This window comes from Micrococcus sp. GPGPB33 (assembly GCF_037853785.1).
Classification (GTDB): domain Bacteria; phylum Actinomycetota; class Actinomycetes; order Actinomycetales; family Micrococcaceae; genus Micrococcus; species Micrococcus luteus.
The window spans coordinates 940,385-967,117 of the sequence record NZ_JAQMWO010000002.1; the positions used below are offsets into that span (position 1 = coordinate 940,385).

The 26,733-nt window shown below is 73.0% G+C and carries 23 protein-coding genes and 1 pseudogene; 6 read left to right on the forward strand and 18 right to left on the reverse strand.

Annotation, left to right across the window (positions count from 1 at the left end):
* Nucleotides 1-24: 24 nt before the first annotated feature.
* From POD19_RS04555 to POD19_RS04565, 3 genes are read right to left on the reverse strand one after another with little or no spacing between them, the layout of a single operon-like run.
* Nucleotides 25-903 carry a trimeric intracellular cation channel family protein gene (locus tag POD19_RS04555; RefSeq protein ID WP_236601159.1) on the reverse strand — a complete coding sequence of 293 codons (879 nt, stop codon included), beginning with the start codon at nucleotides 901-903 and terminating at the stop codon, nucleotides 25-27.
* Nucleotides 904-955: 52 nt separating this feature from the next.
* On the reverse strand, nucleotides 956-2,389 hold the full coding sequence (purB, locus tag POD19_RS04560) for an adenylosuccinate lyase (RefSeq protein WP_070708497.1): 1,434 nt from the start codon (nucleotides 2,387-2,389) through the stop codon (nucleotides 956-958).
* A 58-nt stretch (nucleotides 2,390-2,447) separates the two neighbouring features.
* Nucleotides 2,448-3,062 (reverse strand): GNAT family N-acetyltransferase, encoded by a 615-nt coding sequence (locus tag POD19_RS04565; RefSeq protein ID WP_010080080.1) that lies wholly within the window; start codon nucleotides 3,060-3,062, stop codon nucleotides 2,448-2,450.
* A gap of 141 nt (nucleotides 3,063-3,203) precedes the next feature.
* On the opposite strand from POD19_RS04565, the gene POD19_RS04570 reads away from it, so the two are divergent.
* Nucleotides 3,204-4,784, forward strand: coding sequence for an AMP-binding protein (locus POD19_RS04570; RefSeq protein WP_340309350.1), 1,581 nt, complete (start codon nucleotides 3,204-3,206; stop codon nucleotides 4,782-4,784).
* Nucleotide 4,785: 1 nt separating this feature from the next.
* Here POD19_RS04570 and POD19_RS04575 read toward each other — a convergent pair whose 3' ends face one another.
* Nucleotides 4,786-8,376 carry a TM0106 family RecB-like putative nuclease gene (locus POD19_RS04575; protein ID WP_070708499.1) on the reverse strand — a complete coding sequence of 1,197 codons (3,591 nt, stop codon included), beginning with the start codon at nucleotides 8,374-8,376 and terminating at the stop codon, nucleotides 4,786-4,788.
* Nucleotides 8,377-8,593: 217 nt separating this feature from the next.
* Between POD19_RS04575 and POD19_RS04580 the strand changes: the two genes are divergently transcribed.
* The 3 genes from POD19_RS04580 to POD19_RS04590 all read left to right on the forward strand — a co-directional run bounded on the left by POD19_RS04580 (nucleotide 8,594) and on the right by POD19_RS04590 (nucleotide 11,141).
* A complete protein-coding gene (locus POD19_RS04580; RefSeq protein WP_070708796.1) occupies nucleotides 8,594-9,010 on the forward strand; it encodes a PaaI family thioesterase in 417 nt (138 codons plus the stop codon).
* A gap of 71 nt (nucleotides 9,011-9,081) precedes the next feature.
* Nucleotides 9,082-10,431: a phenylacetate--CoA ligase family protein gene (locus tag POD19_RS04585; protein ID WP_070708797.1), complete on the forward strand. Its 1,350-nt coding sequence runs from the start codon at nucleotides 9,082-9,084 to the stop codon at nucleotides 10,429-10,431.
* A gap of 98 nt (nucleotides 10,432-10,529) precedes the next feature.
* Complete coding sequence (locus POD19_RS04590) at nucleotides 10,530-11,141, forward strand: TetR/AcrR family transcriptional regulator (RefSeq protein WP_070708798.1); 612 nt, start codon at nucleotides 10,530-10,532, stop codon at nucleotides 11,139-11,141.
* A gap of 6 nt (nucleotides 11,142-11,147) precedes the next feature.
* Here the strand turns inward: POD19_RS04590 and POD19_RS04595 are convergent, their stop codons facing one another.
* The 3 genes from POD19_RS04595 to paaZ all read right to left on the reverse strand — a co-directional run bounded on the left by POD19_RS04595 (nucleotide 11,148) and on the right by paaZ (nucleotide 15,390).
* Nucleotides 11,148-12,083, reverse strand: a complete 936-nt coding sequence (locus POD19_RS04595; protein ID WP_070708799.1) for a hypothetical protein — start codon at nucleotides 12,081-12,083, stop codon at nucleotides 11,148-11,150.
* Between the two features lie 115 nt (nucleotides 12,084-12,198).
* Nucleotides 12,199-13,131 carry a 3-hydroxyacyl-CoA dehydrogenase gene (locus POD19_RS04600; protein WP_070708800.1) on the reverse strand — a complete coding sequence of 311 codons (933 nt, stop codon included), beginning with the start codon at nucleotides 13,129-13,131 and terminating at the stop codon, nucleotides 12,199-12,201.
* Nucleotides 13,132-13,269: 138 nt separating this feature from the next.
* Nucleotides 13,270-15,390: a phenylacetic acid degradation bifunctional protein PaaZ gene (gene paaZ / locus POD19_RS04605; RefSeq protein WP_101965947.1), complete on the reverse strand. Its 2,121-nt coding sequence runs from the start codon at nucleotides 15,388-15,390 to the stop codon at nucleotides 13,270-13,272.
* Nucleotides 15,391-15,675: 285 nt separating this feature from the next.
* Here paaZ and POD19_RS04610 point away from each other — a divergent pair, with 285 nt between their 5' ends.
* Together POD19_RS04610 and panD are read left to right on the forward strand one after the other, a co-directional pair.
* Nucleotides 15,676-16,668, forward strand: coding sequence for a DUF559 domain-containing protein (locus POD19_RS04610; RefSeq protein WP_144818942.1), 993 nt, complete (start codon nucleotides 15,676-15,678; stop codon nucleotides 16,666-16,668).
* Between the two features lie 195 nt (nucleotides 16,669-16,863).
* Complete coding sequence (panD, locus tag POD19_RS04615) at nucleotides 16,864-17,301, forward strand: aspartate 1-decarboxylase (RefSeq protein ID WP_098470865.1); 438 nt, start codon at nucleotides 16,864-16,866, stop codon at nucleotides 17,299-17,301.
* 21 nt (nucleotides 17,302-17,322) lie between these two features.
* On the opposite strand, the gene POD19_RS04620 is transcribed toward panD, so the two are convergent.
* The 11 genes and pseudogenes from POD19_RS04620 to paaB form a co-directional block, all read right to left on the reverse strand.
* Nucleotides 17,323-17,817, reverse strand: coding sequence for a polyketide cyclase (locus POD19_RS04620; protein ID WP_144818944.1), 495 nt, complete (start codon nucleotides 17,815-17,817; stop codon nucleotides 17,323-17,325).
* Nucleotides 17,817-18,200: an MmcQ/YjbR family DNA-binding protein gene (locus tag POD19_RS04625; RefSeq protein WP_144818946.1), complete on the reverse strand. Its 384-nt coding sequence runs from the start codon at nucleotides 18,198-18,200 to the stop codon at nucleotides 17,817-17,819. Before POD19_RS04625 ends, POD19_RS04620 begins: the two co-directional genes overlap by 1 nt.
* A 121-nt stretch (nucleotides 18,201-18,321) precedes the next feature.
* A pseudogene (locus POD19_RS04630) lies at nucleotides 18,322-19,208 on the reverse strand (3-hydroxyacyl-CoA dehydrogenase family protein).
* An 8-nt stretch (nucleotides 19,209-19,216) separates the two neighbouring features.
* Nucleotides 19,217-20,002 (reverse strand): enoyl-CoA hydratase/isomerase family protein, encoded by a 786-nt coding sequence (locus POD19_RS04635; protein ID WP_144818948.1) that lies wholly within the window; start codon nucleotides 20,000-20,002, stop codon nucleotides 19,217-19,219.
* Between the two features lie 4 nt (nucleotides 20,003-20,006).
* The gene (locus POD19_RS04640) at nucleotides 20,007-21,224 is read right to left on the reverse strand and encodes a thiolase family protein (RefSeq protein WP_144818950.1); all 1,218 of its coding nucleotides are present in this window, start codon (nucleotides 21,222-21,224) and stop codon (nucleotides 20,007-20,009) included.
* Nucleotides 21,225-21,514: 290 nt separating this feature from the next.
* Nucleotides 21,515-22,873 carry an MFS transporter gene (locus POD19_RS04645; protein ID WP_144818952.1) on the reverse strand — a complete coding sequence of 453 codons (1,359 nt, stop codon included), beginning with the start codon at nucleotides 22,871-22,873 and terminating at the stop codon, nucleotides 21,515-21,517.
* A gap of 232 nt (nucleotides 22,874-23,105) precedes the next feature.
* On the reverse strand, nucleotides 23,106-23,891 hold the full coding sequence (locus tag POD19_RS04650) for an enoyl-CoA hydratase/isomerase family protein (protein WP_144818954.1): 786 nt from the start codon (nucleotides 23,889-23,891) through the stop codon (nucleotides 23,106-23,108).
* A 31-nt stretch (nucleotides 23,892-23,922) separates the two neighbouring features.
* A complete protein-coding gene (paaE, locus tag POD19_RS04655; protein ID WP_144818956.1) occupies nucleotides 23,923-25,092 on the reverse strand; it encodes a 1,2-phenylacetyl-CoA epoxidase subunit PaaE in 1,170 nt (389 codons plus the stop codon).
* Entirely contained in the window at nucleotides 25,092-25,601 is a 510-nt protein-coding gene (gene paaD / locus POD19_RS04660; protein WP_144818958.1) for a 1,2-phenylacetyl-CoA epoxidase subunit PaaD, read from the reverse strand. The genes paaE and paaD overlap by 1 nt, the downstream gene beginning before the upstream one ends.
* On the reverse strand, nucleotides 25,598-26,431 hold the full coding sequence (gene paaC / locus POD19_RS04665; protein ID WP_144818960.1) for a 1,2-phenylacetyl-CoA epoxidase subunit PaaC: 834 nt from the start codon (nucleotides 26,429-26,431) through the stop codon (nucleotides 25,598-25,600). Before paaC ends, paaD begins: the two co-directional genes overlap by 4 nt.
* Entirely contained in the window at nucleotides 26,428-26,730 is a 303-nt protein-coding gene (paaB, locus tag POD19_RS04670) for a 1,2-phenylacetyl-CoA epoxidase subunit PaaB (protein ID WP_036383415.1), read from the reverse strand. The genes paaC and paaB overlap by 4 nt, the downstream gene beginning before the upstream one ends.
* Between the last annotated feature and the right edge of the window lie 3 nt (nucleotides 26,731-26,733).

Here is a 26,733-nt window from a genome sequence, read left to right on the forward strand (position 1 = left end):
CGGCCCGCGCGGTGGCTCGTTTGTTCACCCGGGTGTCCCCGGAGGTGTGACGTCTTCGTCGGTTCCGGGCGTCTCCTCGTTCGCCGGGGGGCCGTCCTCACCGGGGTCGGCGGGCGGCCCGTCCCTGCCCTTGCGGTCGCGGATGTCCGGCACGGGCGGCTCGTCGTGCGGATCCAGGCGCTGGCGCTGGGTCACCCCCGAGATCTCGGCCCCCGGGGCGAGCCACTCCCTGCGCAGCGACACCACGCGCAGCACCAGCACGAGCACCATCACCGCCGCCGAGGTCAGCGGGTTCAGGAGCTCCGCCTGACCGAGGGCCGCCGTCGTGCCCGCGCCGAGGATGGCCGGCAGCGCGTACCAGCCGCGCCCGCCGAACACGGCGGGCGGTTCCCCGGCGACGACGTCGCGCAGGATGCCGCCGCCGACGGCGGTCACCAGGCCCAGCACTGCGGCGGCGACCGGGCTCAGGCCGGCGAGCAGGGCGATGCGCGTGCCCACCACGCAGTACACGGCCAGGCCGATGGCGTCGAAGGCCATGACGGCGTGGTGGCCGCGCTCGCCGTCGAAGATCCGGAGGAACACCGCCAGCGACGCGACCGCCGGCAGGATCAGGTACCAGGGGTTGTCGAAGGCCGCGGGCACGTCCCGTCCGACCACGAGGTCACGGACGACGCCGCCGCCCGTGCCCACCATGAGGGCCAGCAGCAGGGAGCCGACGATGTCGTAGCCCTTGCGCACGGCGAGCACCGCGCCCGAGATCGCGAAGAAGAACACGCCCACGAGATCCACGGCGGTGATCGCCGCGGTGATCGCGTCGGCGAGCTCGCCGTGCGCGTCGATCGGCTCGGGCACGTCCCGTTCGAGTTCGGCGGGGTCCTTGGGGGCGGCGGACAGCAGCCACACGGGGAGAAGTGGAAGCAGCACCCGCCCATCGTCCCCCGTCAGGCGGCCCGGGTCAGTCCTGCGCGGGGCCGAACTCCTTGGCCAGCTCCGCCGCCACGCCGGTGTACCCGGCCGGGGTCAGCTCCAGCAGGCGCGCCTGGGCCGCCTCCGACAGGCCGAGGCCCTGCACGAACTCGCGCATGCGCGCCCCGTCCACGCGGTGGCCGCGGGTCAGCTCCTTGAGGCGCTCGTAGGGGTTGTCCATGCCCTCGACGCCGGCGATCGCCTCGGCACGCATCACGGTCTGGACGGCCTCGCCGAGCACCTCCCAGTTCGTGTCGAGGTCCTCCGCCAGTACGGGCGCGGCGACCTGGAGCTGGCCCATGCCCTTGGTGACGTTGGTCAGGGCGAGCACCGAGTGGCCGAGGGCCACGCCGATGTTGCGCTGCGACGTCGAGTCCGTGAGGTCGCGCTGCCAACGGGACTCCACGAGGGTGGCGCCCAGCGAGTCGAGCAGGGCGCAGGAGAGCTCGAGGTTGGCCTCGGCGTTCTCGAAGCGGATCGGGTTCACCTTGTGCGGCATGGTGGAGGAGCCGGTCGCACCGGCCACGGGGATCTGCGCGAAGTAGCCGATGGAGATGTAGCTCCACACGTCCACGCAGAAGCCGTGGAGGATCCGGTTGAAGCGCGCGACGTCGGCGTACAGCTCCGCCTGCCAGTCGTGGGACTCGATCTGGGTGGTCAGCGGGTTCCAGGTGAGGCCGAGGTGCTCCACGAAGGACCGGGACAGGGCCGGCCAGTCCGCGTCCGGGGCGGCGGCGAGGTGGGCGGCGTAGGTGCCGGTGGCGCCGTTGATCTTGCCCAGGTACTCCTGGCCGGCGATGCGCCGGGTCTGGCGGGTCAGACGGTGCACGAACACGGCCATCTCCTTGCCCAGCGTGGTGGGCGTGGCCGGCTGGCCGTGCGTGCGGGAGAGCATGGGGGTCTCGGCGGCCTCGGCGGCCATCGCGGAGACGGTGGCCACGGCGGCGCGGGCGGCCGGCAGCCAGACCTGCTCGACGGCGTCGCGCACGCCCACCGCGTAGGCGAGGTTGTTGATGTCCTCGGAGGTGCACGCGAAGTGCACGAGCGGCTTCAGCCGGCCCAGACCCAGCCCCTCGAGGCGGTCGGCGATGAAGTACTCGACGGCCTTCACGTCGTGCACCGTGACCTTCTCGGTGGCCGCCAGCTCGGCCACGGACTCCGCGTCGAAGTCCGTGACGATCGCCCGCAGGCCCGCCTGCTGCTCGGCCGTGAGCGGCTCGAGACCCGGCAGCACACGGTGCTCGGCCAGGTGGATGAACCACTCGACCTCCACGTGGATGCGGTTGCGGTTCAGCGCCGCCTCGGACAGGTGCTCCACAAGCGGCTCCACCGCCGCACGGTAGCGGCCGTCCAGGGGGCCGAGGGCGATGCCGGCCTCGGCGAGGGAACGGCGGTGGGCGGTGGACGCGGGCTGTGAGGTCATGGCCCCCATTCTGGCAGGCGCCGCGGACGCCCGACGAAGGCGAGGGCCGGGTCCGTCCTCAGCCGTCCGTCGACGCCGGCCACCAGTCTCGCCGCAGCACCGCGAGTTGCACCGAGTCCCATCGCCGGCCCTCCCAGGAGCGCGCCTCGGGGATGCGGGCGACCTCGGTGTACCCGACGCGGACCGCCGACGCGATCATCCGCGCGTTGCCGGACCACGTGACCAGGCTCAGCAGGTGCGCGTCCGTCTCCGCGAACGACGCGTCCGACCACAGCGTGAGCGCCGCCCGCCCGACGCCGCGGCCCCACGTGGTCGGGTCGAACAACAGGATGCCGAGCTCCCACCAGCCCGCGCCCGCCGGATGCTGCTCCGTGCGGGTCACGAGACCGACGGGGGTGCCGTCCACCGTGACGACCCGGACGTCAGGGTCGCCGACGCGCCGGCGCGCGTGGTCGGCGTCGAAGTCCGCGCGGCTCGGCGGGGCGGCCGTGTCCGCGGCGTGGAAGTAGGGGGCGTCCCACGACTTCCACTCGGGGTCCTCGGCGCCGTGGATCCAGGTCCACAGGAAGTCGGCGTCGTCGGCGGCCACCGGGCGCAGCGCGACGTCGGTCCGGGGCGGGGCGTCCGCGCGCGTCCCTGAGGGGCGAGGGGTGGCGGGATCGAGATCAGTCATGGCGCCATCCTGCCCTCAGCCGCGACGGGGTGGCGAGTGCAACATGCGGACGCGCCCGGTGGCCCGGGGCGCGGTGGACCTACCGTGGCTGACGTCGCCGTCGCCCGGCGTCGGCATGCCGAGAGGGATGAGGAGACCGAGATGACGGAACGGACCGGGCAGGCCCACGAGGCCGGGACGATCGACCGGCTGATGGCCGGGTGGGTCGCCGACGTCGAGACCCCGGACGCCTGCGCCGCCCACCTGCTCTGCGACCGCTGGCCGGCCGACGCGGTGGCGTTCCGGTTCGTGGCGGAGGACATGTCCGCCGTCGACCTCACCTTCGGCGAGCTGGCCGACCGCTCGCGTCGCCTCGCCACCGGCCTCGCCGCCCGCGGCGTCACGCGCGGCGACCGGGTCCCCGTGATGATGTCCAAACGGGAGGAGCTCGTCATCACGCTGCTGGCCCTGTGGCGGCTCGGCGCCGTGCACGTGCCGCTGTTCACCGCGTTCGCCGCGGGCGCCGCCCGGATGCGCATCGAGGGCGCGGCGGCGCGGCTTGTCGTCGCCGAACCCCGCCAGGCCGAGAAGCTCACGGACATCCCGGGCATCGAGATCATCCGCACCGGCCCGGAGTGGGACGCGCTCGCGGACTCCGCGCCGCTGGCCGAGGACGTCGCCGTCGGCGGGGACGGGCCGATCGCCCTGCTGTTCACCTCCGGCACCACCGGCCGCCCCAAGGGGGTGCCTGTGCCGCTGCGCGCGGCCGCCGCGTTCTCCGTCTACCTCACGTGCGCGGTGGACCTGCGCCCCGAGGACCTGTTCTGGAACGCGGCCGACCACGGCTGGGCGTACGGGCTGTACTACGGGATCGTCGGCACGCTGGTGCTCGGGGCGACCTCGGTGCAGTACCGCGGCGCCTTCTCCCCGGCGACCATGGTCGAGGTGATCAGCTCGCAGGACGTCACGAACCTCGCCGGCGCCCCCACGATGTTCCGCGCGCTGGCCAAGGCCGGGGAGGTCACCGAGGACGCCCCGCTGCGGCTGCGGCGCGTGTCCACGGCGGGGGAGCCGCTGCCGCCGTCCGTGCTCGAGTGGGGCCGGGCGGCCCTCGGCACGGAGATCCGCGACCACTACGGCCAGACCGAGCTGGGCATGGTCATCTGCACCCCTGCGCACCCCGAGCTGGCCGCGCCGCCCCGCCCGGGTTCGATGGGTGTGCCCCTGCCGGGGATCGCCGCCGAGATCCGGGACGGGCAGATCGCGATCGACGCGGCCTCGCCCCTGTTCTGGTTCCCCGGCTACCTCGGGGAGCCGGAGAAGACCGCGGAGCGCTTCACCCCGGACGGGCGCTGGTACCTGACCGGGGACACCGCCCGGCAGGACGACGACGGCTGGTTCTTCTTCTCCTCCCGGGACGACGACGTGATCCTCGCCGCCGGGTACCGGATCGGCCCGTTCGACGTGGAGTCCGTGCTCATCGACCACCCGCGGGTGCAGGAGGTCGCCGTCGTCGGCCTGCCGGACCCGGAGGGGGTGCGCGGCGAGGAGGTCGTGGCGTTCGTGGTGCCCGCCGGGGCCGTCGCGGACCCGGACGCCCTGGCGGCCGAGCTGCAGGCGAAGGTCCGCGACGAGTACTCCAAGCACGCCTACCCGCGCCGGGTGCACTTCGTGGACCGGCTGCCCAAGACCCCCTCCGGCAAGCTGCAGCGGTTCGTGCTGCGCCAGGGTGCCGCCGACTGAGTCAGCGGTGCACGAGCCGCAGGAACGCGCCGATCATCGGCAGGTCCTCGGGGCTGGTGGGCAGCGCGTCCGCGAGGGCGGGGGAGTGGACGAGGTAGGCGGCCCACTGTCCGCGCGAGATCGACACGTTGAGCCGGTTCCGGTTCAGGAGGAAGTCCAGCCCGCGCGGCACCTCCTGCGGTGAGGACGCCGCCATCGTCAGGATCGCGACGGCGGCCTCCCGGCCCTGGAACTTGTCCACGGTGCCGACGGTGGTGCCCTCGAGACCGGCGGCGTCGAGCGTCTCCCGGACCGTGGCGACCTGCGCGTTGTACGGGGCCACCACGATCACGTCGGACGGCTCGAGCGGTCGGCCGGGGTCGTCCGGGCCGGTGGACCAGGTGCGGCCGAGCAGTGACCGGATGATCTCGACGACGGCCGCGGCCTCCTCCGGCGAGGACACCGCGTTGCCCGTGTGGGAGACCGGCCACGGGTGCAGCCCGGGCTCCACGCCGTCGAGGCGGCGGGCGTCCGTGACCTCCTCCCGTGCGCCGAGCCGGCCGGCGTAGGAGAGCTCGGAGACCGCGCGGGTGAGCGCCGAGTGCATGCGCCACGAGGTGTCCAGGAAGAAGCCGCGCTCGGCGCGGAGCACGGGGGCGCCCTCCGCGATCCAGGTCAGGGCCGCGTCGCCGATGGGCTGGGGGTGCTCGCCCCTGCTGACCTGGGGGAGCTGCTGCGGGTCACCCAGCAGCAGCACCGTCTCGGCCAGGGCGCTCGCGCCCAGGAGGTGCGCGAGGGAGAGCTGCCCTGCCTCGTCCACCACCAGGAGGTCGACCGGCTGGGCCGCGGCGTTCGCGAAGGTCCACGCGGTGCCGCCCAGGACCCGGCCCGGTGCCAGGAAGGCATGGACCTCCGATGAGCCCAGGGACGTCCAGCGGTGCGGTCCGTCCGGGTCCTTGGGCTCCTTGCCCACGCGGTCGGGGTCCACGCCGACGCCGATCAGCTGGTCGAGGAAGTTCTCCACCACCGCGTGGGACTGGGCGGTGACGCCGACCGTCCAGCCCCGGTCCAGGAGCTCCTTCACCGCGCGGCTGCCCACGTACGTCTTGCCGGTGCCGGGAGGGCCCTGCACGGCCACGTAGGAGCCGCGTGCGGACTCGACCGCCTCGACCAGGCCCCCGACGCCGTCCCGCCGGCCGTCTCGTACGTCCGCCCCGATCGCGGCGAGGGTCCGGCCCGCGGTGCGCGGGGCACGGCGCGCCAGGATGTCGAACACCGCTCCGTCCGGCAGTCGGCCGCGGCGGGCGGCCTCGGCGGCCTGCTCCCGGATGCGTTCGAGGAGGCCACCGGGCCGGACGTAGTTGAGGTGGAAGACCGCCATGGGCACCTCCGCGTGCGGTTCCGGCTCGTACTTGGTGCTGAGGCGCTGCAGCAGGCTGACGCGGAACCGGCCCGGTGCGATCTCCTCCACCTCGGTCACGTCCACGGGCGATCGGCTCTGCCAGCGGACGGCGTTGGGGGCCAGCTCCGCCCAGCGCGGCGGCTGCTCGTACAGGGCGTTGAGCTTGAACCTCTCCTGGCTGTTCCGACGCGGCCGGACCTCGGTGCCCGGCTCGAGGCGCCCGGTCACGGTCAGCGTCCGGGCGGGGTTGCTCCGCGGGGTGGGCCGTTCCCACGCACCCACCGACTCGACGGTGTCGAACACCAGGTTCGCGCGCGGCTCCTGCCACTCGTCCGGGGCGGACACGGCCCGATCGAACATAGCCCACCACAGCGGCTTGTTCTCCCTGGCGAAGTAGCCCAGCCCCGCGGCCAGCAGGGCGATACCGCGCCGCCCGCCGTCGAGCTCCGCCTCCGGGGCCCCCGTCCCACCCGCCTCGTCCCTCTCGGCGCCCGCCAGCGCCTGCAGCGAGGCGGCGAGGGCCGCGTCCTGCTCTTGGACCGACGGCGCGGCCTCGACCAGCGGCTCGTTCCCGGTCGCGGCGTCGTCGACGGGACGCTCCGCGACGGCGGCCTCCTCGGGCTCGACCTGCGCCCGCAGCCAGTCCCGCAGCCGCGCCGTGGAGACGCAGTCGTACCGGTTGTAGTCCTCGATGTCGGCGCGGATCGCCCTCGCGACCTCGGTGTCCCCGGCCTCCATCGCGGCGACGTACCGGTGGTACTCGGTGACGCTGTCCGCCGCCGTCGTGACGCCGTCCTCCGCCCGGTGCTCCGCCCCCATGTAGAGGGGCTCCAGCTTCTTGATGGAGTAGCTCGGCACACCGGCCCGCAGGGCGGCGCGGACCGTGGAGTAGAGGTCCACGAACAGCCCCGCGCGCAGCCAGTCGTCCAGCTCGCGCTCGCCCACACCGTGGCGCACGGTCAGGCGTTTCAGCGCGGTGACCTCGTACGCGGCGTAGTGGTAGATCCGCATCCCCGGGTGGGCCGCGCGTCGCGCCTCCACGAACGCCACGAACTGCTCGAGCGCCGCCCGCTCGGCGGCACGGGTGTCCGCCCACAGACCCGTGAACCGGAAGTCGGCCGAGGCGGTGCGCGCGGTGTCCCCACCCGGCGCCTCGACCCAGCCCCACAGGTACTCGAGGCCCTCCATGCTCCCGTCCGCGGAGACCCACAGCGGGTCCCCCTCGAAGTCGAAGAAGACGTCTCCGGCGTCCGGCGCGGGCAGCCCCGCCACGGCGCGCGGGTCCACGATCCGATGCGGCGGCAGCCCGTCCGCCCCGGCCGGCTCCAGCTGGATCGCCGCCTGTTCCCGCAGCGCCTCCCACGTGCGGCGGGCCATGCCCTCCGGCGGTGCGACGGACACCGCGAGCTGCTCGATGGTCGTGATGCCGGCCTCGCGCAGCCGGGTGCGCTGCAACCGCGTGGCCCCCGCCGTGAGCAGCACGTCCCGGTGCTCGGCGACGGCCTCCTCGCACGCCTCGCATGCGCCGCAGACGCTCAGGCGGTCGTCGCCCCAGCGAGTGGGCTCCCCGGCGGCCACGTGATCCTGCAGCAGCGCCTCCAGCCGGGCGCGCTGGTGCCGGTACACCGGGATCACCTCGTCCAGGTCCGCGACGTGCCGGGAACCGTCCCCGAGCCACAGGCTGCCCTGCCGCGCCCGCGGCACGTCCATGCCGTCCAGCAGGTCTGCGTACGCGGCGATCTGCAGCAGCGCCGTCACGCGCGCATGCCGGGCCAGCTTCGTGTCCACCACCTCGTACGCGCCCTCGGGGTGCTCCTCGTCCGTGCGGAGCACGAGGAAGTCGGCCAGGCCGCCGAACGCGCCGTCGTGCAGCATCCCCTGGAACACGACGGCGGGGCGCGCGGCCAACGCCGCCGCGGTGCGCTCGCGGGCGGCCCGCACACCCTCGGGCGTGTAGCGCTCCGGGCGGGCGAGCCGGACCACCTGGTCCGCGCCGTGCTCCGCCTCGAGGCGCGCGAGCACGCGAGACTCGTGCTCGTCCCCGAGGCGGGAGACCCGCTCGAGGAACGCGTCCTCCGCGCCGATCCGCGGGGCACGTCCGAGCGCGGGGTCCACCGTCCCGCGCAGCCACCCATAGGTACACGTGGCGGCGGCGGTGATGTCCGAGGGGCTGAGCATGAAGGAGGCGCGGTCCGGCGCGAAGGTCACCATGCGGTCACCCTAGACAGGCGCCGCGGACACGATAGGCGGGGGCCGCGCACAGGTCCCCCGGTGTGCCCCGCTCCCACGGCATGACGGCGGGGGGCGGCGCGCGTCACACACCGGACCGGACTTGACGTGGGTCACATCCAGAGAGTTACCTAATGATCGTTCAGTAATTCTCTGCGCCGCCGCGCCGGCGCGCCCGTGCCGGCAGGGAGGCCCGCCCATGACCGAGACCGCCCACCACCCCATGCTCGCGGAGGACCGCGTGGCACGGTGGCTCGGCGTCACCCTCGAGGCCGCCGAGAAGGACCACGCGCGCATCCGGATGACGCTCACCGAGGACCAGCACAACGGCTTCGGCCTGGCCCACGGCGGCGCCGTCTTCGCGTTCGCGGACACATGCTTCGCGCTGTCCTGCAACGACCCCGCCTCGGACGGCTCCACCCTCACCGTGGCCTCCGGCGTGGACGTCAACTTCCTCGCGGCCACCCGCGCCGGGCAGACCCTCGTCGCGGAGGGCCGCCTGGTCGCCGCCGCCGGCCGCTCGGCCGTCTATGACATCACCGTCACCACCGACGACGGCACCCCGGTGGCCGCCTTCCGCGGCCGCTCCCGCACCATCCCCGCCCCCGGACGCTGACCGGCGGACGCACCCGCCGGTGCGCCGCCGTCGTCGACCGCCGCCCGACCCCGCATCCCCAGGAGAACGCCATGCTCGAGGCCTCGATCCCCAACCCGTACACGCCGGCACCCCTGCCCGCCCCCGCCGACCGCGGGGCCCCGGACCCCGAGGAGACGATGAGCCGGGACCAGATCGAGGCGCTCCAGTTCGAACGCCTCCGCTGGACCCTGCACCACGCCTACGAGAACGTGCCCGCGTATCGGGAGCACTTCGACGCGCACGGCGTCCACCCCTCGGACTTCACGGAGCTCGGGGACCTCGCCAAGTTCCCGTACACGGACAAGGAGTTCCTGCGGAAGAGCTACCCGTTCGGCGCCTTCGCCGCCACGGGCCCCGAGCTGCGTCGCATCCACGCCTCCTCCGGCACCACCGGCCAGCCCACCGTGGTCGGCTATACCGACGACGACCTGGCCACGTGGGCCACCCTCGTCGCCCGCTGCTTCCGCGCCGGCGGCATCCGCCCCGGTGACCGCGTGCACAACGCGTACGGCTACGGCCTGTTCACCGGCGGCCTCGGCGCCCACTACGGCGCCGAGCGCATCGGGGCGGCCGTGATCCCGATGTCCGGCGGGCAGACGGAGAAGCAGGTGCAGCTGATCACCGACTTCCAGCCGCGCGCCATCCTCTCCACGCCCACCTACCTGCTGACCATTGCGGACGGCTTCAAGAAGCTCGGCCTGGACCCCCGCGAGTCCTCCCTCGAGGTCGCGATCCTCGGCGCCGAGCCGTGGACCGAGGAGATGCGCCGCGAGATCGAGCAGACCTTCGACCTCGACGCCCTGGACATCTACGGCCTCTCCGAGGTCATGGGCCCGGGCGTGGCCGGCGAGTCCGCGGCCACCAAGGACGGCTCCCACATCTGGGAGGACCACTTCCGCCCCGAGATCATCGACCCGCTCACGGACGAGGTCCTCGAGACCGGCCGCCACGGCGAGCTCGTCTTCACCTCGCTCACCAAGCAGGCGCTGCCGATCATCCGGTACCGCACCCACGACCTCACCCGCCTGCTGCCGGGCACCACGCACCCGGGCCACCGCCGCATGGGCCGCATCACCGGCCGCTCGGACGACATGATCATCCTGCGCGGTGTGAACCTGTTCCCGTCGCAGATCGAGGAGCTGGCCCTCAAGGAGCCGGCCCTGTCGCCGCACTTCACCCTCGAGATCACCCGCCCGGACCGCATGGACCAGATGGCCGTGAACATCGAGCGCCGCGATCATGCGACCCTCGAGGAGGCCCAGGCCTGCGCCGCGCACCTGCGCATGGAGATCAAGACGAAGATCGGCTCCTCGTGCGTGATCAACGTGGTGGAGCCGGAGACCCTCGCCCGCTCCTCCGGCAAGCTCAAGCGCATCTACGACCTGCGCGACCAGGCCTGATCCCGTCCCCGCGGCCGAACCCGACGCCGGCGTGCCCGGTAGAGTGGACCGGTGCACCGTCGTCGTCGTCGGCGTCCGCCCGCCCCCGAAGGAGCCCCGTGCCCCAGAGCAGCCCCACCCCGCGCCGCGGCCGGCCCGGCTATGACCGGCAGACGCTGCTGGCCGAGTGCGTCGAGCTTTTCAACCGGCACGGCTACGAGGCGACGTCCATGGGCATGCTCGCCACCCACCTGGGCATCTCCAAGTCCGCGATCTACCACCACGTGGAGTCCAAGGAGGCGATCCTCGACCACGCGGTGACGGAGGCGCTCGACGCCCTCGAGGCGTGCCTGGACGATGTGGTGGCCAGCGGGGACGACGCCGGCGCGCAGGTCGAGGCGGCCATCCGCGGCACGCTCGGGGTGCTGGCGGAGAAGCAGCCCGAGGTGACCCTGCTGCTGCGCCTGCGCGGGAACTCGGCGGTCGAGGTGGCCGCCGTCGAACGCCGGCGCGAGATCACCCGGCGTCTGGGCGACCTGCTCGAGGCAGCCCAGGCCGCGGGGGCGGTGCGCTCCGACGTGAGCCCGCGCAACCTCGCCCGCCTGGCGCTCGGCATGATCAACTCGATCGTCGACTGGTACCGGCCGGATCGCGGCGCCCCCGGCCAGCAGGGACCGGGCCAGATGATCGACGCCGTCACGGGCGTGGTGCTCGGGGGTCTGCGGGGCTGAGGGCCCTCAGCCCTCGCCGTCGAGCGCGGCGAGCACGTCGGCCACGATCGAGGCCGCACGGTCCTCGGCGTCCGCGGGCACCCCGCCGTCCGCGTCGGCCTGGGCCACGGCCACGGTCCGGTCGCCGTCCTGCACGGCCGTGAGGTGGGCGTAGACGGACCCCCCGGGGGCCGGGATCGCCGTGTACCCGGTGCCGCCCTCGTGCTCGGTCCGCGTCACGCTCTCCACGCCGAGCCCGGCCAGGTCCACCCCGGTGCAGGCCTGCGCCGCCGCCCGGGCGTCCTCCAGGGCGGCGCGGGCGGCCTCCTCCGTGGGGTACACGGTGACGCGCACGCCGAGCGGAGTGACCTCGGCGTCGGGGGACGCCGTGAAGGAGGGCGCCGGCGTCGTGGTGGGCCCGCCGCCGGTGGTGGCGGCCGTCTCCGGCTGGGCCGTGAGCCCCAGGTCCGCCGCCCCGGCCTCGGCGTCCCGCTCCAGGGCGGAGCGGGTGGCGTCCAGGCAGGCCTGCTGTTCCGCGCTGCGGGTGGGCGCCGGGCTCGCGCCGGCGTCGACCGCCTGCTCCAGTCCGTCGGCCCGCTGGCGCAGCTCCGTCTGCCGCTCCAGCGGCGAGGCGGCGCTCAGCCCCACCTCGGACCCCGGCCCCGCGGCCCGCTGCACGGCGGCCTGCACCGCCAGGGTCCGCTGCCCGTCCAGCGCGGGGGGCATCTCGAGGGACAGGCTGCTGGAGGCGGAGGCGCTGGCCGTGCTCTCCGCCGCGCCCGTGCTCTCCGTGGAGCTGCTGGCCGCGGGTGACGTGGACGCGGACGAGGCCGCCGTCGTCGTGGACGACACCGACGACGGGGCGGGGGAGGAGGGCTCCGCGCCGCCGCCGCCCGCGCACCCGGTGAGGGCGAGTGCGCCCACGGCGAGGGCGCCGAACAGGGGGAGTCGGGAGGTCGTCATGGCCCGACTCTACGTGCGCTGTGACGGATGCCACAAGGAAGCGGCGGGGGCACGCAACGGGGCCGCCCGATGCGTGGTGCGCACCGGACGGCCCCTGATCCGTCAGCGGAGGAGGTCAGCCGAGCGGGGTGTCCTTGTCGCCCAGGTTCCAGTCCTCCACCGGGCCGAGGTTCTCCCCGTCCGGCCCGTAGCGGTAGAACCCCTGGCCGTCGGCCACGCCGCTGTGGCCCTCGGCGATGCTCTTCTCGAGCAGCTCAGCGAAGCCGAGCTGCCAGTCGACGCCCGTGTTGCGGGAGACGTTGGCGGCCACGTGGAAGCCCACGATGTCATAGGTCTGGAACGGGCCGCGCTCGTTGCCGGTGGCCACGCGCCACGTGCGGTCGATGTCCGCCGGGTTGCCCACTCCGTGCATGTACAGCTTGGAGCCGGCCTGCAGCCACGGGATGAGCAGGGAGTTGAGGAAGTAGCCCGGGATCTCCTTGCGCACGTGCACGGGGACCATGCCGGTCTCCTCGGCGAACTGCAGGGCTCCCGCGACGGCCTCCGGCGAGGTCGCGGCGGTGCCCATGACCTCGGCGGTGTTCTGCGCCCAGATGCGGTTGGCGTAGTGCAGGGCCAGGAAGCGCTCCGGATGGCCGCTGGCGTCGGCGAAGTCCGAGGGCAGCAGGGAGGAGGTGTTCGTGGCGAACAGGGTCGTGGCGGGGGCGAGCTCGCCCACCTGGGCCCACACCTTGCGCTTGAGCTCCAGGTTCTCCGGGACGGCCTCGACCACGATGTCCGCATCCGCCAGGGCCTCGCCGAGGTCCGAGGTCGGCGTGATGCGGGCGATGGCCTCGTCGAAGCGCTGCGGGTCGTAGCCCTCCCCGAGGTCTGCTTCGTAGCCCTGGCGGATCCACGCCCAGCGGCGCTCGATCCCCTCGAGGGCGGCGGGGACGGCGTCGTAGGCCATCACCTTCTTGCCGTGGTACGCCGCCTGCATGATGATCTGCGAACCCAGCACGCCGGTGCCCAGCACGGCGACCTGCTCGAAACGGGTGAACTCGGACATGTGTGTCGACCTTCTTCTCTCGCGGTCCGAATGGGACGTACAGGTGAACGCCCCGGGCACGCTCCTTGTTCCCGGGGACGACGACGGGCCGCCCGGCGCGCAGCGGGCGCACGGGACGGCCCGTCGAAGCAGGGGGGCTCAGCCCTGGGAGGTCTCGGACGGGGCCATCGGCCAGGTCTTGGCCACGAGCGTCAGCACGTCGTACTGGGCGCAGAGCTCGTCCTTCTGGTTGTGGATCCGGCAGTCCCAGGCCACCTCGCCGTACTCGTCGCTCACGCGCGGGGTGATGCGCTTGGCCGTCAGGGTCACGCGGATGGCGTCGTCGTAGGTCACCGGCGTGATGAAGCGCAGGTTCTCCAGGCCGTAGTTGGCCAGCACCGGGCCCGGATCCGGGGCCACGAACAGCCCCGCGGCCCACGAGACCAGCAGGTAGCCGTGGGCCACCCGGCGCGGGAAGAACGGGTTGGCCATGGCGGCCTCCTCGTCCGTGTGGGCGTAGAACCTGTCCCCGGTCTCCTCCGCGAAGGCGGTGATGTCCTCCAGGGTGACGGTGCGCAGGCCGGAGGCGAACTGGTCGCCCACCGTCAGCTCGGCCAGGGACTTGTAGAACGGGTGCACGGCCGTGCCGGCCTCCACGTCCTCGCGCGTCACCGTGTGGGCCGCGGCGCCCTGATGCCACACGCCGGTGATGGCCGTGAGCATGTCCGGGGAGCCCTGGATCGCCGTGCGCTGCATGTAGTGCTTCACGGCGCGGACCCCGCCGAGCTCCTCGCCGCCGCCGGCGCGGCCGGGGCCGCCGTGGATCAGCACCGGCACGGGGGCGCCGTGACCGGTGGTGGTCGTGGCGGTCTGGCGGTTCAGGACGTGCACGCGGCCGTGGTGGGCGCCGATCCCGGCGGCGAACGCGCGGGCGGTCTCACCGTCGTTCGTGGCGACCGTGGCCACGAGCGAACCCGACCCCAGGGCGGCCAGGGCCACGGCGTCGGCCACGTCCGTGTAGCCGATCACCGAGGTGACCGGACCGAACGCCTCGACGCTGTGCACCTCGGGGGTGCGCGCGTCCTCGAAGGTGAGCACCGTGGGGGCGAAGAACGCGCCGGACTCGGCGTCGGCGTCGCCGGTCGAGCCCTCGGGGCCGCCGAGGCGGACCTGACCGCCGGCGTCGACCAGGCGCTGCACCGCGCCGCGGACCTCGCCTTGCTGCTCCTTCGAGGCCAGGGCGCCCATGGTGGTGCCCTCGACGCGCGGGTCGCCCAGGACGACCCTCGCGGCCAGGCGCTCGGTGAGGGCGGCGGTCACGGCCTCGACCCGATCCTGCGGGACGATCACCCGGCGGATGGCCGTGCACTTCTGGCCGGCCTTGACCGTCATCTCCTGGAAGACGACCTTCACGAACGCCTCGAACTCGGGGGACTCCGGGTCCGCGTCCGGGCCGAGGATGGCGGCGTTGAGGGAGTCGGTCTCCGTGGTGAAGCGGACGCCGCCCTCCTGCACGTTCGGGTGCTTCTTCAGCGTGGCCGCGGTGGCGGCGGAGCCGGTGAACGCGACGTGGTCGCGGTAGTCCAGGTGGTCCAGCAGGTCGCGGGCGGAGCCGGAGATCAGCTGGATCGAGCCCTCGGGCAGCACGCCGGACTCGAGCATCAGCTCGACGCACTTCTGCGTGACGTAGCCGGTGGGGGTGGCCGGCTTGACCACGGTGGGCACGCCCGCGACGAAGGCCGGGGCGAACTTCTCCAACATGCCCCACACGGGGAAGTTGAAGGCGTTGATCTGCACGGCCACGCCCGGGATGCGCTGGTAGATGTGCTCGCCGATGAAGGAGCCGTCGCGGGAGAGGGGCTCCACGTCGCCGTCGATGATCACGGTGGAGTTCGGCAGCTCGCGGCGGCCCTTGCCGGAGAACGTGAAGAGGGTGCCGATGCCGCCGTCGACGTCGAAGGCGTGGTCGCGCTGCGTGGCGCCGGTGGCGAAGGAGACGTCGTAGAGCTCCTGGACGCGGGAGTTCAGGTAGAGCGCGAGCTCCTTGAGCTTGAGGGCGCGCTCGTGGATGGTCAGCTCGCCCAGGGCCTGCTGGCCGACGGTGCGGGCGTGCTCGATGGCGGCGGCCGTGTCGAGGCCGTCGGTGGAGACGCCGGTCAGGCGCGCGCCGGTGTTCGCGTCCGTCACGTCGGTGACCTTGGACGGGTGCGACGGCGTCCACCAGCTGCCGGCGACGTAGCTGGGGAGGATCTCCGGGAGGGAGGGGGCGGTGACGGTCACGGGGTCTCCTGGTGTCGGGGGCGCGGACGAGTCCCGACCGATCGGTCGGTTATTGCTCCTCACCCTAGCCGAGACGTGCATCACGCGGGAGGGGGAGCCGGGCCGGTGACGCCGTCGTCGTGGGGAGTGGGGTGGGGTCTGGCGGCGCGACCCGTGGCGCCGAGGCCCGCAGACACGCCGCTATGGCCAGGACATAGCGGCGTGTCTGCGGGCCTCGGCGGGGCGTCGTCCACAGATCCCGGCGGACGACGACGGCGGCGCGCCCGGATCGGGCACGCTCGGCGCATGCCCCGCTCGCCCGCGCCCCTGCCTCCGATGCGCTGCGGACTGGACGGCCTCCTCCGCGCTCCGACCGTGTTCTCGACCCCGGCCGCGCGCGAGGCGGGCGTGAGTGCGGCCCGGCTGCGGCGCGGGGACGTGGTCTCCCTCGGCTGGGGGCTCTGGGGCCTGCGCGGCGTCGAACCGGACCCCATGGACCATGTGCGGGCTCTGCAGGATCTGCACCCCGAGGGCGTGTTCAGCCACGTCACGGCCGCCCGGGTGCTCGGCCTATGGCTGACCGGGCCGCTCGCCGCCGACCGGTCCGTGCACATCGCGACCCCGCGCGGCCACGGCACCGCGTCGCGCCGGGCCGGGATCTGTTCACACCGCCTCCGCGCCGACGCACCGGTGCGGATCGTGGACGGGGTGCGGGTGACCGCACCGGGGTGGATCTTCGTGGACCTCGCCGCGCAGGCCGGGCCGCTCGAGCATCTCGTCGCGCTGGGGGACAGCATGGTGCGGACCGCCCCGACGGAGGCCCGCCGCCGCCGGCTGCCTCCCGGGGTGACGGACGTGGCCGAGCTGCGCGCCGCCGTCGAGGAACGCGGACGGGTGCGCGGGATCCGCGCGGCCCGGGAGGCGCTGGAGCTCGTGCGCCCCGGGGCCGACTCGCCGCAGGAGAGCCGACTGCGGGCGCGGCTCGTCCTGGACGGCATCCCCGAGCCCGCAGTGAACCCGTGCATCCGCCTCGCCACGGGACAGCGGCTCCGCGTGGATCTGGTGTGGGCGGAGGCCAAGGTGGCGGTCGAGTACGACGGCGATCAGCACCGCACGGATCGCCGGCAGTGGCGTGAGGACCGCGAGCGGGACGCGGCCCTGCGCGCGGAGGGCTGGGAGGTGATCCGGGTGACCGCCGACGTGTTCCGGCCGGGGCACTGGGAGCTCTTCGTACGGCAGCTGCGGGGCCTGGTGGCCGCGCGGACGCGGCCGGGCCGAGTGCCGCCGTCGTGGATCTGACCCCGCCCAGGCCCGCAGACGCGCCGCTACCGCCCAGACGTAGCGGCGAGTCTGCGGGCCTGGGCGAGAGGGGCGGAGGCCTCGGGCCCTCGGGCCGGCGTCGACCCCCTGCCCCTCGTCTCCGGACCGGCGTAGAATCGAGCACCGGTCCCCTCGGACCCGCCCCACCCCCCCTCATCCGGAGAGTTCTGCCGCATGCTGCGCACCATGTTCCACGCCAAGATCCACCGGGCCACCGTGACCCAGGCGGACCTGCACTACGTGGGCTCCGTGACCGTGGACCAGGACCTGCTGGACGCCGCGGACATCCTCCCGGGCGAGCTCGTGTCCATCGTGGACGTCACCAACGGCGCGCGACTGGAGACCTACACCATCGCGGGCGAGCGGGGCTCCGGCGTGCTCGGCATCAACGGCGCCGCCGCCCACCTGGTGCATCCGGGGGACATCGTCATCCTCATCGCCTACGGGCAGATGGACGACGACGAGGCTCGCACCTTCCAGCCCAAGGTCGTCCACGTGGACGCGGACAACAGGATCGTGGAGCTCGGCGTCGACCCCGCCGACGGCCTCCTCGACGGCCTCTCCCGCCCGCCGCTGTCCCGCGAGTGGAACGAGGCCCAGGCCGAGCTCTGAGCCGGCCGGGGCACCGGGCCGTCATGGACGAGACGTTCGAGCGGGATCAGCGGTCGGCACGGCCTTCGCCCCGAGCGCCCGACGCGCGGAGCGCATCGCGGCCGCATGGCTGAGGCCCATCGCGGCGCGGGCGCCCGGCACGCGGGCCACGGCGCGCATCCACGGCGAGGTCAGCACCACCTCCTGCTCCCACGCCACGATGCAGCGCGGCGCGTGTCCAGCCGGGGCGCCGTCGTCGTGGACGGTGACCCGTACGGTGCCCGTCAGGTCTCCGCTCAGGTGGGCGAGCAGAAGGCCGCGGGCGCGGTCGTCGATGAGACGCTCCATCGTCAGGCGCACCGGCACGAACCCGCGCAGCCGGACGGCGGCGCGGTCGGGGCCCAGGTGGCGGGCGCGCGGGACGGCCGACCACCAGTGTGGGTAGCCGGCCGGGTCGGCGAGCAGGGCCAGCACGGACCGGGCGTCCGCGGGGACGGCCCAGCGGTGGGTGAAGCGGAAGGGGCGGTCGGCCGACATCAGGCCCGGCCGAAGGTCTCGGGGTCCACGGGGCGCCGGGTGCGGGGGAGCTTCGCGACGACCAGCAGGTACGACTCCGTGACGAGGTCCCGGACGAGTTGCTCGTCGAGGTCCGGGTGCGCGGCCAGGCTGAGCCAGTGCCGCTTGTCCATGTGATAGCCGGGCGTGATCGCCGCGGGCAGGGCCGCGCGCAGCTGGGCGCCGTCCTCCGGGCGGGCCTTGACGTTCACGAGGCGGCGTCCGTCGTGGTCGATGAACACCACGAACAGCTTCCCCTGCACCTTCACGACCTCGGTGTCCGGGCCGAAGGGGTGCGACGCGGCGCTGCCCGGCAGCTCGAGGGCGCGGTCGCGGGCGATGCGCAGCAGCGTGGGCTCGTCCATGCCCGCCACGTTAGCCGCGCCCGCCCCGCCCCCGCACTTTCGAACGTGATATCGGGGGAATGGGCGCTTTCGAACGGGAGATAGGGCCTATCTCACGTTCGAAAGCGCCTGCCCCGGGGGCTCAGCGGTAGTCGAAGAAGCCCTTGCCGGACTTCCGGCCGAGCTCGCCGCGGGCCACCATGTCCCGCATGAGCTGCGGCGGGGCGAAGCGCTCACCCAGCTGGGACTCGAGGTACTCCGCGATGCCCAGGCGCACGTCCAGGCCCACAATGTCGGTCAGGGCCAGCGGGCCGACCGGGAACTTGTAGCCCAGCACCATGGCGGCGTCGATGTCCTCGGGGAGGCCACGCCCTCCTCGACCATGCGGATGGCCTCGAGCGCGATCGCCACGCCCAGGCGCGACGAGGCGAAGCCCGGGGCGTCCTTGACGACGACGGGGGTCTTGCCCAGCCCGCGGACCCACTCGGTGGACAGGGCCTGGAGCTCCGCACCGGTCTGCTCGCCGATCACGACCTCCACGAGCTTCGAGGCGGGCACCGGGTTGAAGTAGTGCAGGCCGCAGAAGCGCTCGGGACGCTGCAGGTGCGAGGCGATCTCGTCGATGGACAGGGAGGAGGTGTTGCTGGCCAGCCAGGCGTCCTCGCGCAGGTGGGCCTCGACGTCGGTGAGCGCCTCGATCTTCACCTGCATGTCCTCGAACACGGCCTCGACCACGAGGTCGCAGCGGGCGAAGTCGGCGCGGTCCACGGAGACGGTCAGGCGCTGCGCCCACTCGTCCAGGTCGCCGTCGATCTTGCCGCGCTCGAGGGAGGCGGCCAGGTCGGCCTCGATGCGCTCCTTGGCGGCCTGGGCCGACTGCGGGTCGCGCTCGACGACGACCACCTCGGACGAGCCGGAGACGAGGAATGCGTGGGCGATGCCGCCGCCCATCCGGCCGCCGCCGAGGACGCCGACGACGGCGGGCACGGAGGACGGAGCGGTGTCAGGGGTGTGCTGCTGATCGGTCATGTCAGTCCTCACTTCTTCTTGCGGTCCAGGAACGCCTGCATGCGCTCGAACTTGGCCTCGGACTCGAACAGGATGGCCTGCGCGATCTCGTCCACGTGGGGGTGGGCCTCGCGAGGGAGGTGGAAGACGCGCTTGGACAGCCGCACCGCCAGCGGGTCCTGCTGCGCGATGCGGTCGGCGAGGGCGTCGGCGGCGTCGAGGAGGGCGTCCGGCTCGTGCAGCTCGGTGACGAGCTTGAGCTCGAGGGCCTCCTGCGCGTCCAGGAGCCGTCCGGCGAGCAGCAGCTCGAGGGCCACCGGCTCACCCACCAGCTCCTTGAGCCGCCACTGGGCGCCCGCAGCGGCCGTGATCCCCAGACTCGTCTCGGGCTGGCCCATCTTCAGCGCCGGGGTGGCGATGCGGAAGTCGGCCGCGTAGGCCAGTTCCGCGCCGCCGCCGAGGGCGAAGCCGTCGATCGCCGCGATCACGGGCATGGGCAGCCGGTGGATGCGGTCGAAGACCTGCGAGTTCACACCGCGCAGGGCGTCGTCGCGGCGGCGCTCGCGCAGCTGTCCGATGTCCGCGCCGGAGGCGAAGATGCCGGAGAACGTCCCCGGCTCGCGCGTCGACTCCACCTGTGTGCCCGAGATGATCAGGATCTTCGGCTCGCGTTCGAGGTGGGCGCAGAGTTCGTGGAACTCGTCGACCATGGTCTGGTCGATCGCGTTGCGCACGCCCGGGCGGTCCATGCGCGCGTGGACGCGGTCCTCACGCTCCTCGACGCGCAGTGCCGTGAAGTGGCTGAAGCCGGTCATCTGCTCAGACCCTCTCGACGAGCATCGCGGAGCCCTGGCCCACGCCCACGCACATCGTGGCCAGGCCCCTGTCCGCGCCCTCACGCTCCATCCGACCGAGCAGCGTGACCACGAGACGCGACCCCGAGGAGCCCAGCGGATGGCCCAGGGCGATCGCGCCGCCGTCGGCGTTGACGGTCTCCGGGTCCAGACCGAGGCGCCGCATCGAGGCCAGGGACTGGGTGGCGAAGGCCTCGTTGAGCTCGACGGCGCCCAGGTCCGCCACGGACCAGCGGGAGCGCTCGAGGGCCTTCTCGGTGGCCGGGACGGGGCCCAGACCCATGATCTCGGGGGCCAGGCCCGCCGAGGTGGACTCCACGACGCGGGCCCGCGGGGTCAGGCCGTACTTCTGCGCGGCCCGCTCGGAGACGACGAGGATCGACGAGGCGCCGTCGTTGAGGGAGGAGGAGTTGCCGGCGGTGACCACGCCGTCCTTCTTGATGATCGGGCGCAGGCCGGCGAGCACCCCGGGGGTGGAGCCGGGGCGGGGGCCCTCGTCCGTGTCCACGATCGTCTCGGCGCCCTTGCGGCCCGTGACGACGACGGGCACGATCTCGTCCTCGAAGCGGCCGGCCTCGATGGCGGCCAGCGCACGCGCATGCGAGCGGGCGGCGAAGGCGTCGGCGTCCTCGCGGGTGATGCCGTCCACCTCGCCGACCTCCTCGGCGGTCTCCGGCATGGAGAAGGTGAACTTCTCCCCGAACTCGCCGTCCGCGAAGCGCGGGTTCACGAAGCGCCAGCCGATCGCGGTGTCGAAGGCCGCACCGGGCTTGGCGAACGCCGTCGTCGGCTTCTCCATCACCCAGGGGGCGCGGGACATCGACTCCACGCCGCCGGCCACGACGACGTCGGCCATCCCGGAGCGCACCATCGCGGTGGCGATGCCGATCGCGGACATGCCCGAAGCGCAGAGACGGTTCACGGTGATGCCCGGGACGGTGTCCGGGAAGCCGGCCAACAGCCAGGCCATGCGGGCGACGTTGCGGTTCTCCTCGCCCGCGCCGTTGGCGTTGCCGAGGATGACGTCGTCCACGACCGACGGGTCGATGCCGGCGTCCTCGATCACGGCCTTGATGGTCAGGGCGGCGAGGTCGTCGGGGCGGACGGAGGAGAGGGCGCCGCCGTACTTGCCGACGGGCGTGCGGCGACCGCCGACGAGCAGGGCCTGGGACTGTGCGGACATGGAGACTCCTTGAGTGACCGACAACGGGGCGGGCGCGGCGAATTACCGACCGTGCGTTCAGGTTCAGTATCCCGGGCCGGTGTGACGGGGGTCAACTGCGGGGCGGGTGTGACGGGACAGGGACGAGCCCGCGCGGAGGCCCGCAGACGCGCCGTTACGTCCCCGAGATAGCGGCGTGTCTGCGGGCCTCGGCGCCGGTCCGGTCGCCCACGACGACGGCGCGCCCTTCCGGAGGAGGACGCGACGTCGTCGTGGGGTGGGGACGGGCGAAGCCCGTCAGGCGGGCCGGATCAGGCCGGGACCACCGGGTGGGAGCGGGTGGCGACGACCTGCTCGTCGTGCAGCTCGCGGTCCTGGATGCCCTTGGGGACGAACAGGACGGCGATGAGCGAGATCGCGGAGATCACGATGATGTACCAGGCCACGTTCTCCCAGCCGGTCTTCACGAGCTGGTCGGCGAGCAGCGGGGCGAAGGCGCCGCCGATGATGGTGCCGAGCGCGTAGCCGATGGAGACGCCGGAGAAGCGGACGCGGGCCGGGAACATCTCGGCGTACATCGCCGACTGCGGACCGTAGGACGGACCCAGGCCGAGGGTCAGGACGAACAGGCCCAGTGAGAACATCGGCAGAGACGCGGTGTTGAGCAGCCCGAACAGCGGGAAGGCCCAGACGATCAGGAAGCCGTAGCCGAGGACGAAGGTCAGCTTGCGGCCGATCTTGTCCGAGATCCAGCCGCCGAGCAGGGTGAAGATGAACCAGCCGACGCCGCCGATGAGGCTCGCGATGAGCACCTCGGAGGAGGTCATGCCCAGACCCTTCGGACCGCCGTACTTCGAGAACCACGCGATGAGCAGGTAGCCGACGCCATTGTTCGCGGCGAAGATCACGGCGGCGAGGATGACCTCCTTGGTGTGGTGCCGGAAGAGCTCGCCCAGCGGGGCAGACTCGTCCACCTTGAGCTGCTGCATCTCCTTGAAGACCGGGGACTCCTCCACGGCCTTGCGGATCAGGTAGCCGACGACGATCAGCACCACGGAGATCAGGAACGGGATGCGCCAGCCCCAGGTGAGGAACTGCTCCTCGGACATGGTGGAACGCACGATGAACAGCACGCCGGTGGCCAGGATCATGCCCAGCGGCACGCCGATCTGCGGGGCGGAGCCGAACAGGCCGCGCTTGCCGTGGGGGGCGTGCTCCACGGACAGCAGCGCCGCGCCGCCCCACTCGCCGCCGGCGGACAGGCCCTGCAGCAGGCGCAGCGCGACGAGCAGGATCGGGGCCCACACGCCGATCTGGGCGTAGGTGGGCAGCAGGCCGATGAGGGTGGTGGCCAGGCCCATGCCGATCAGCGTGAGGGACAGGACGAACTTGCGGCCGAAGCGGTCACCGAGATGGCCGGCGACGATCGCGCCAAGCGGGCGGATGAGGAAGGAGATGCCGAGGGTGGCCCACGCGGCGATCTGGGAGCCGCTCTCACCCATCGGCTGGAAGAAGAGGGCGGCGAAGACGAGCGCGGTGGCCTGGGCGAAGATGAAGAAGTCGTACCACTCGATGGTGGTGCCGACGACGGTGCCGGCGATGACCTTGCGCTCCTCGCGGCGATCGCGCGCGGGGGCGGGCGCCGCGGGGGATGCGACGGTGTGGCTCATGGATGCTCCTGGGATGCGGGGCGGCGGCCGCCCGTGAGGCGGCGGCAGGACGGTGTGGTTCCCGACCGATCGGTCGGGAAGTGACACCCGTCACCGTATACGATCCCCTGTGACTCACGCCACGATCCGGGCTGATGACGGGAATGTGACGCGCCCACGACGCGGACGACGACGGCGCCGCGCCCCTCGCGCGAAGGGTGCGGCGCCGTCGCCGGTGGCGGGGTGCGGCGGCTCAGCCGCGGCCGGTGAACTCCGGCTTCCGCTTCTCCTGGAAGGCCTGGAAGCCCTCGGCGTAGTCGGCGGTGCCGCAGAGCTCGCCCTGGGCGATGTTCTCCGCGTCGAGGGACTCCCACAGGCCCACGCGCCGGTCGCGGACCTGGGCCACGAGCTCCTTCGACGCGCGGAACGCGAGGGTCGCGCCGGAGGCCACCTGGGCGACCTTCGCGCGGGTGAACTCGAGCAGCTCGTCCGCGGGCAGGGCCCGGGAGAACAGCCCGGCCTGGACGGCCTCGGCGCCCGAGAGGAGCTCGGCCGTGTAGATCAGGTCCAGGGTGCGGTGCGCGCCCAGGCGCTCGGTGAACAGCCAGTGGCCGCCCGAGTCCAGGGTGGCCCCGAGGTTCGCGAACGGCGAGCCGATCTTCGCGTCCTCGGCCACGTACACCACGTCCGTGGCGATCGCGAGGCCCAGGCCCACGCCCAGGCAGGCGCCCTGCACCGCGGCGAAGGTGGGGACCGGGATCTTGGACATGGCCCGCAGCACCGGGGTGACCCTGTCCCGCAGGTAGGCGGTGGCGTCGTCCTCGGCCGGGACCACGGCGGAGATGTCGCGGCCCGCGCAGAAGCCGCGGCCCTCGCCGCGCAGCAGCACGGCCCGGACCTCGCCGGACTCGACGCCGGCGGCGGCCCGCTCGTAGGCGGCCTGGAGTTCGGCCAGCGCGGCCTCGTCCAGGGCGTTCATCCTCTGGGGGGCGTCCAGCACGATCTCGGCGACGCCGTTCTCGACGGTGATCTCGATCATCGGGGGCTCCTTCGGTCTCGTGGGCGGGCGCTCAGGCGTCGAAGTCCAGCGTGATCGAGTCGGAGGTCGGGCGGGTCTGGCACGTGAGCACGTAGCCCTTCTCCACCTCGTCCTTCTCGAGCGCGTAGTTCTCGTCCATCTCGTAGGCGCCGTCGACGACCTTGGCGCGGCAGGTGCCGCACACGCCGCCGGCGCACGCGAAGGGCACGTCCGAGCGGACGCGCAGCGCCGCGTTGAGGACCGTCTCGTGGGCGGACTTGGGGGACTCGACCTTGGCGGTGAGGCCGTCGAGGTTGAACTCGATGGTCACGTTGTCGCCCTTCGGGTCCACCTCCACCACACGGCCGGAGTGGCCCTGCGGGTTCTCCGGGCGGCCGGTGGTGAACAGCTCGAAGCGCACGTCGTCCTCGGACACACCGCGGGCGGCGAGCGTCTCACGGGTGAGCTGCACGAGCTCGAACGGGCCGCAGAGGAACCATTCGTCGGTGCCCTGCACGTCGATCACGCGGTCCAGGAGGGTGGTGAGCTTGTCCTCGTCGATGCGGCCGGAGAGCAGCGGGGACACGCGCTGCTCGCGGGAGAGCACGTGGTGCACCGTGAACCGGGCCGGGTACTTGTCCTTGAGGTCGCCGATCTCCTCGGCGAACATCACGTCCATGGCGGAGCGGTTCGCGTAGACCAGGTCGAAGCGCGAGGTCTCGGAGGCCGCGAGCACGGCCTTGGCGATCGCCATGATCGGGGTGATGCCCGAGCCGGCCGCGAACGCCACCAGGTGCGTGTCCTTCTTCTCCGCGACCTTCTCCGCCGCCACCTTCTGGGCGTCGTTGAGGGAGGTGACGTGCGTGCGGGACGTGAACGCGCCCTGCGGGTTCATCACGTCGATCTTCTCGCCGACCTCGAGGCTCTCGTTGGCCCACGTGGAGAACTTGCCGCCGATGTCCTTCTTCACGGCCACGCGGATCTCACCGCGCTTCGGGACGGCGCAGATCGAGTAGGACCGGCGCACCTCGGCGCCGTCGAGCTCCTTGCGCAGGGCCACGTACTGGCCCGGCACGTAGTCGTAGTCGTCGGCGAGCTCCTCGGGCACTGCGAAGGTGACCTCCACGGAGTCGTCGGTCAGGCGGCGCAGCTCGGACACCTCGAGGGTGTTGAACGTGGCGCGGCGCTTGCCGGTGGTGGGGGCGTCGGTGGTCTCGGTCATCAGTGCACCTTGAAGTAGTCGAAGGGCTCGAGGCACTCCCGGCAGGTGTAGAGGGCCTTGCAGGAGGTGGAGCCGAAGCGGGTGATCTCGCGGGTGTTCAGGGAGTGGCAGCGCGGGCACTTCACGGCCATGCCGATCCTGATCGGGCCGTCCGTGGTGCGCGCGACGGGCGCGGCGATGCCGTACTCGTTGAGCTTGGCCTTGCCCTCGTCCGTCATCCAGTCCGTGGTCCACGCCGGCTGGAGCACCAGGCGCACCTCGGCGTCGGGGAACCCGGCGCGCTCGAGCGCGCGGCTGACGTCCGTGGTGATGGTGTCCATGGCGGGGCAGCCGGAGTAGGTGGGCGTGATGACGACGACGGCCCTCTCGCCCTCGACCCGTGCCTCCCGGAGGATCCCCAGGTCCGCGATGGACAGCACGGGGATCTCCGGGTCGTGCACGGTGGAGGCCGCATCCCAGACCCGCGCATCGGCGGGATCGGCGGGGCGCAGCTCGCTGGCGGTGGTCACCAGGTCGCTCCCGGGTGACGGCGCGCCAGGGACTGCATCTCCGCGAGGATGTACCCGCGGTACTCGCTCATGGCGCCGGAGCGGTCGCCGCCGCGGGCGGTGCCCGTCGTCGGCACGGTCAGGCCGGCCTCCTCGATGGCCGCGCGGATGCGGGTCATCGTCGGCTCCTCGAGCGAGGACGGCAGCACGGCCACGCCCTGCTCGGCGAGGGCGCGGACGACGTCGTCGTCGTGGAAGAGCTCGGCCACGTAGGGCCACAGCTCGTCCAGGCCGCGCTGCATGCGGCGCTTCGACTCCTCGGTGCCCAGGCCCAGGCGCTGCAGCCACAGGGCGGCGTGGTCCTGGTGGTACAGGACCTCCTTGAGGGCCTTGTCCGCGATGGCAGCGAGCGTGGGGTCCGTGGACTCACGCAGGCGGGTGTACAGCCCGTACGAGTAGAACGAGTAGTACAGCTGGCGGGCGATCGTCTTGGCGAAGTCGCCGTTCTCGGCCTCCACGAGGCGGACGGAGCGGAACTCCTCCTCGTCGCGGAAGTACGCGAGCTCGTCCTCGGTCCTGCCCCACGCCGTGCCGGCGTAGGAGAGGAGGAAGCGGGCGTGGCCCACGAGGTCCAGGGCGATGTTGCCCAGGGCGATGTCCTCCTCGAGCTCCGGGGCGCGCGAGATCCACCAGGACAGGCGCTGGCCGAGCATCAGGGCGTCGTCACCGAGGGCGAGGGCGTAGCGGGCGACGTCGTCGCTCGCCTTCTGCTCGCCCGCCGCGATCTCCTCGGCGGTGATGGCCACGCCCGCGGAGTGCTTCGTGGCCGAGTCGTTGGTCGCGAAGCTCACAGGTGCGGCACCCCCTCGGACTGCTGGTAGTAGGTGGCGTGACGGTAGGACTTGCCCTGCGCGGACTCGAAGAAGCCGCCCTTGGAGTCCGGGTCGGAGGCCGCGATGGCCTCGGCCGGGACGACCCACACGGAGGTGCCCTCGTTGCGGCGGGTGTACAGGTCACGCGCGTTGCGCAGCGCCAGGGTGGCGTCCGGGGCGTGCAGCGAGCCGGCGTGCACGTGGGAGAGGCCGCGGTTGGCGCGGACGAAGACCTCCCACAGGGGCCAGGCGTTGGAGGCGGCGGTGGTCTCGCTCATGGG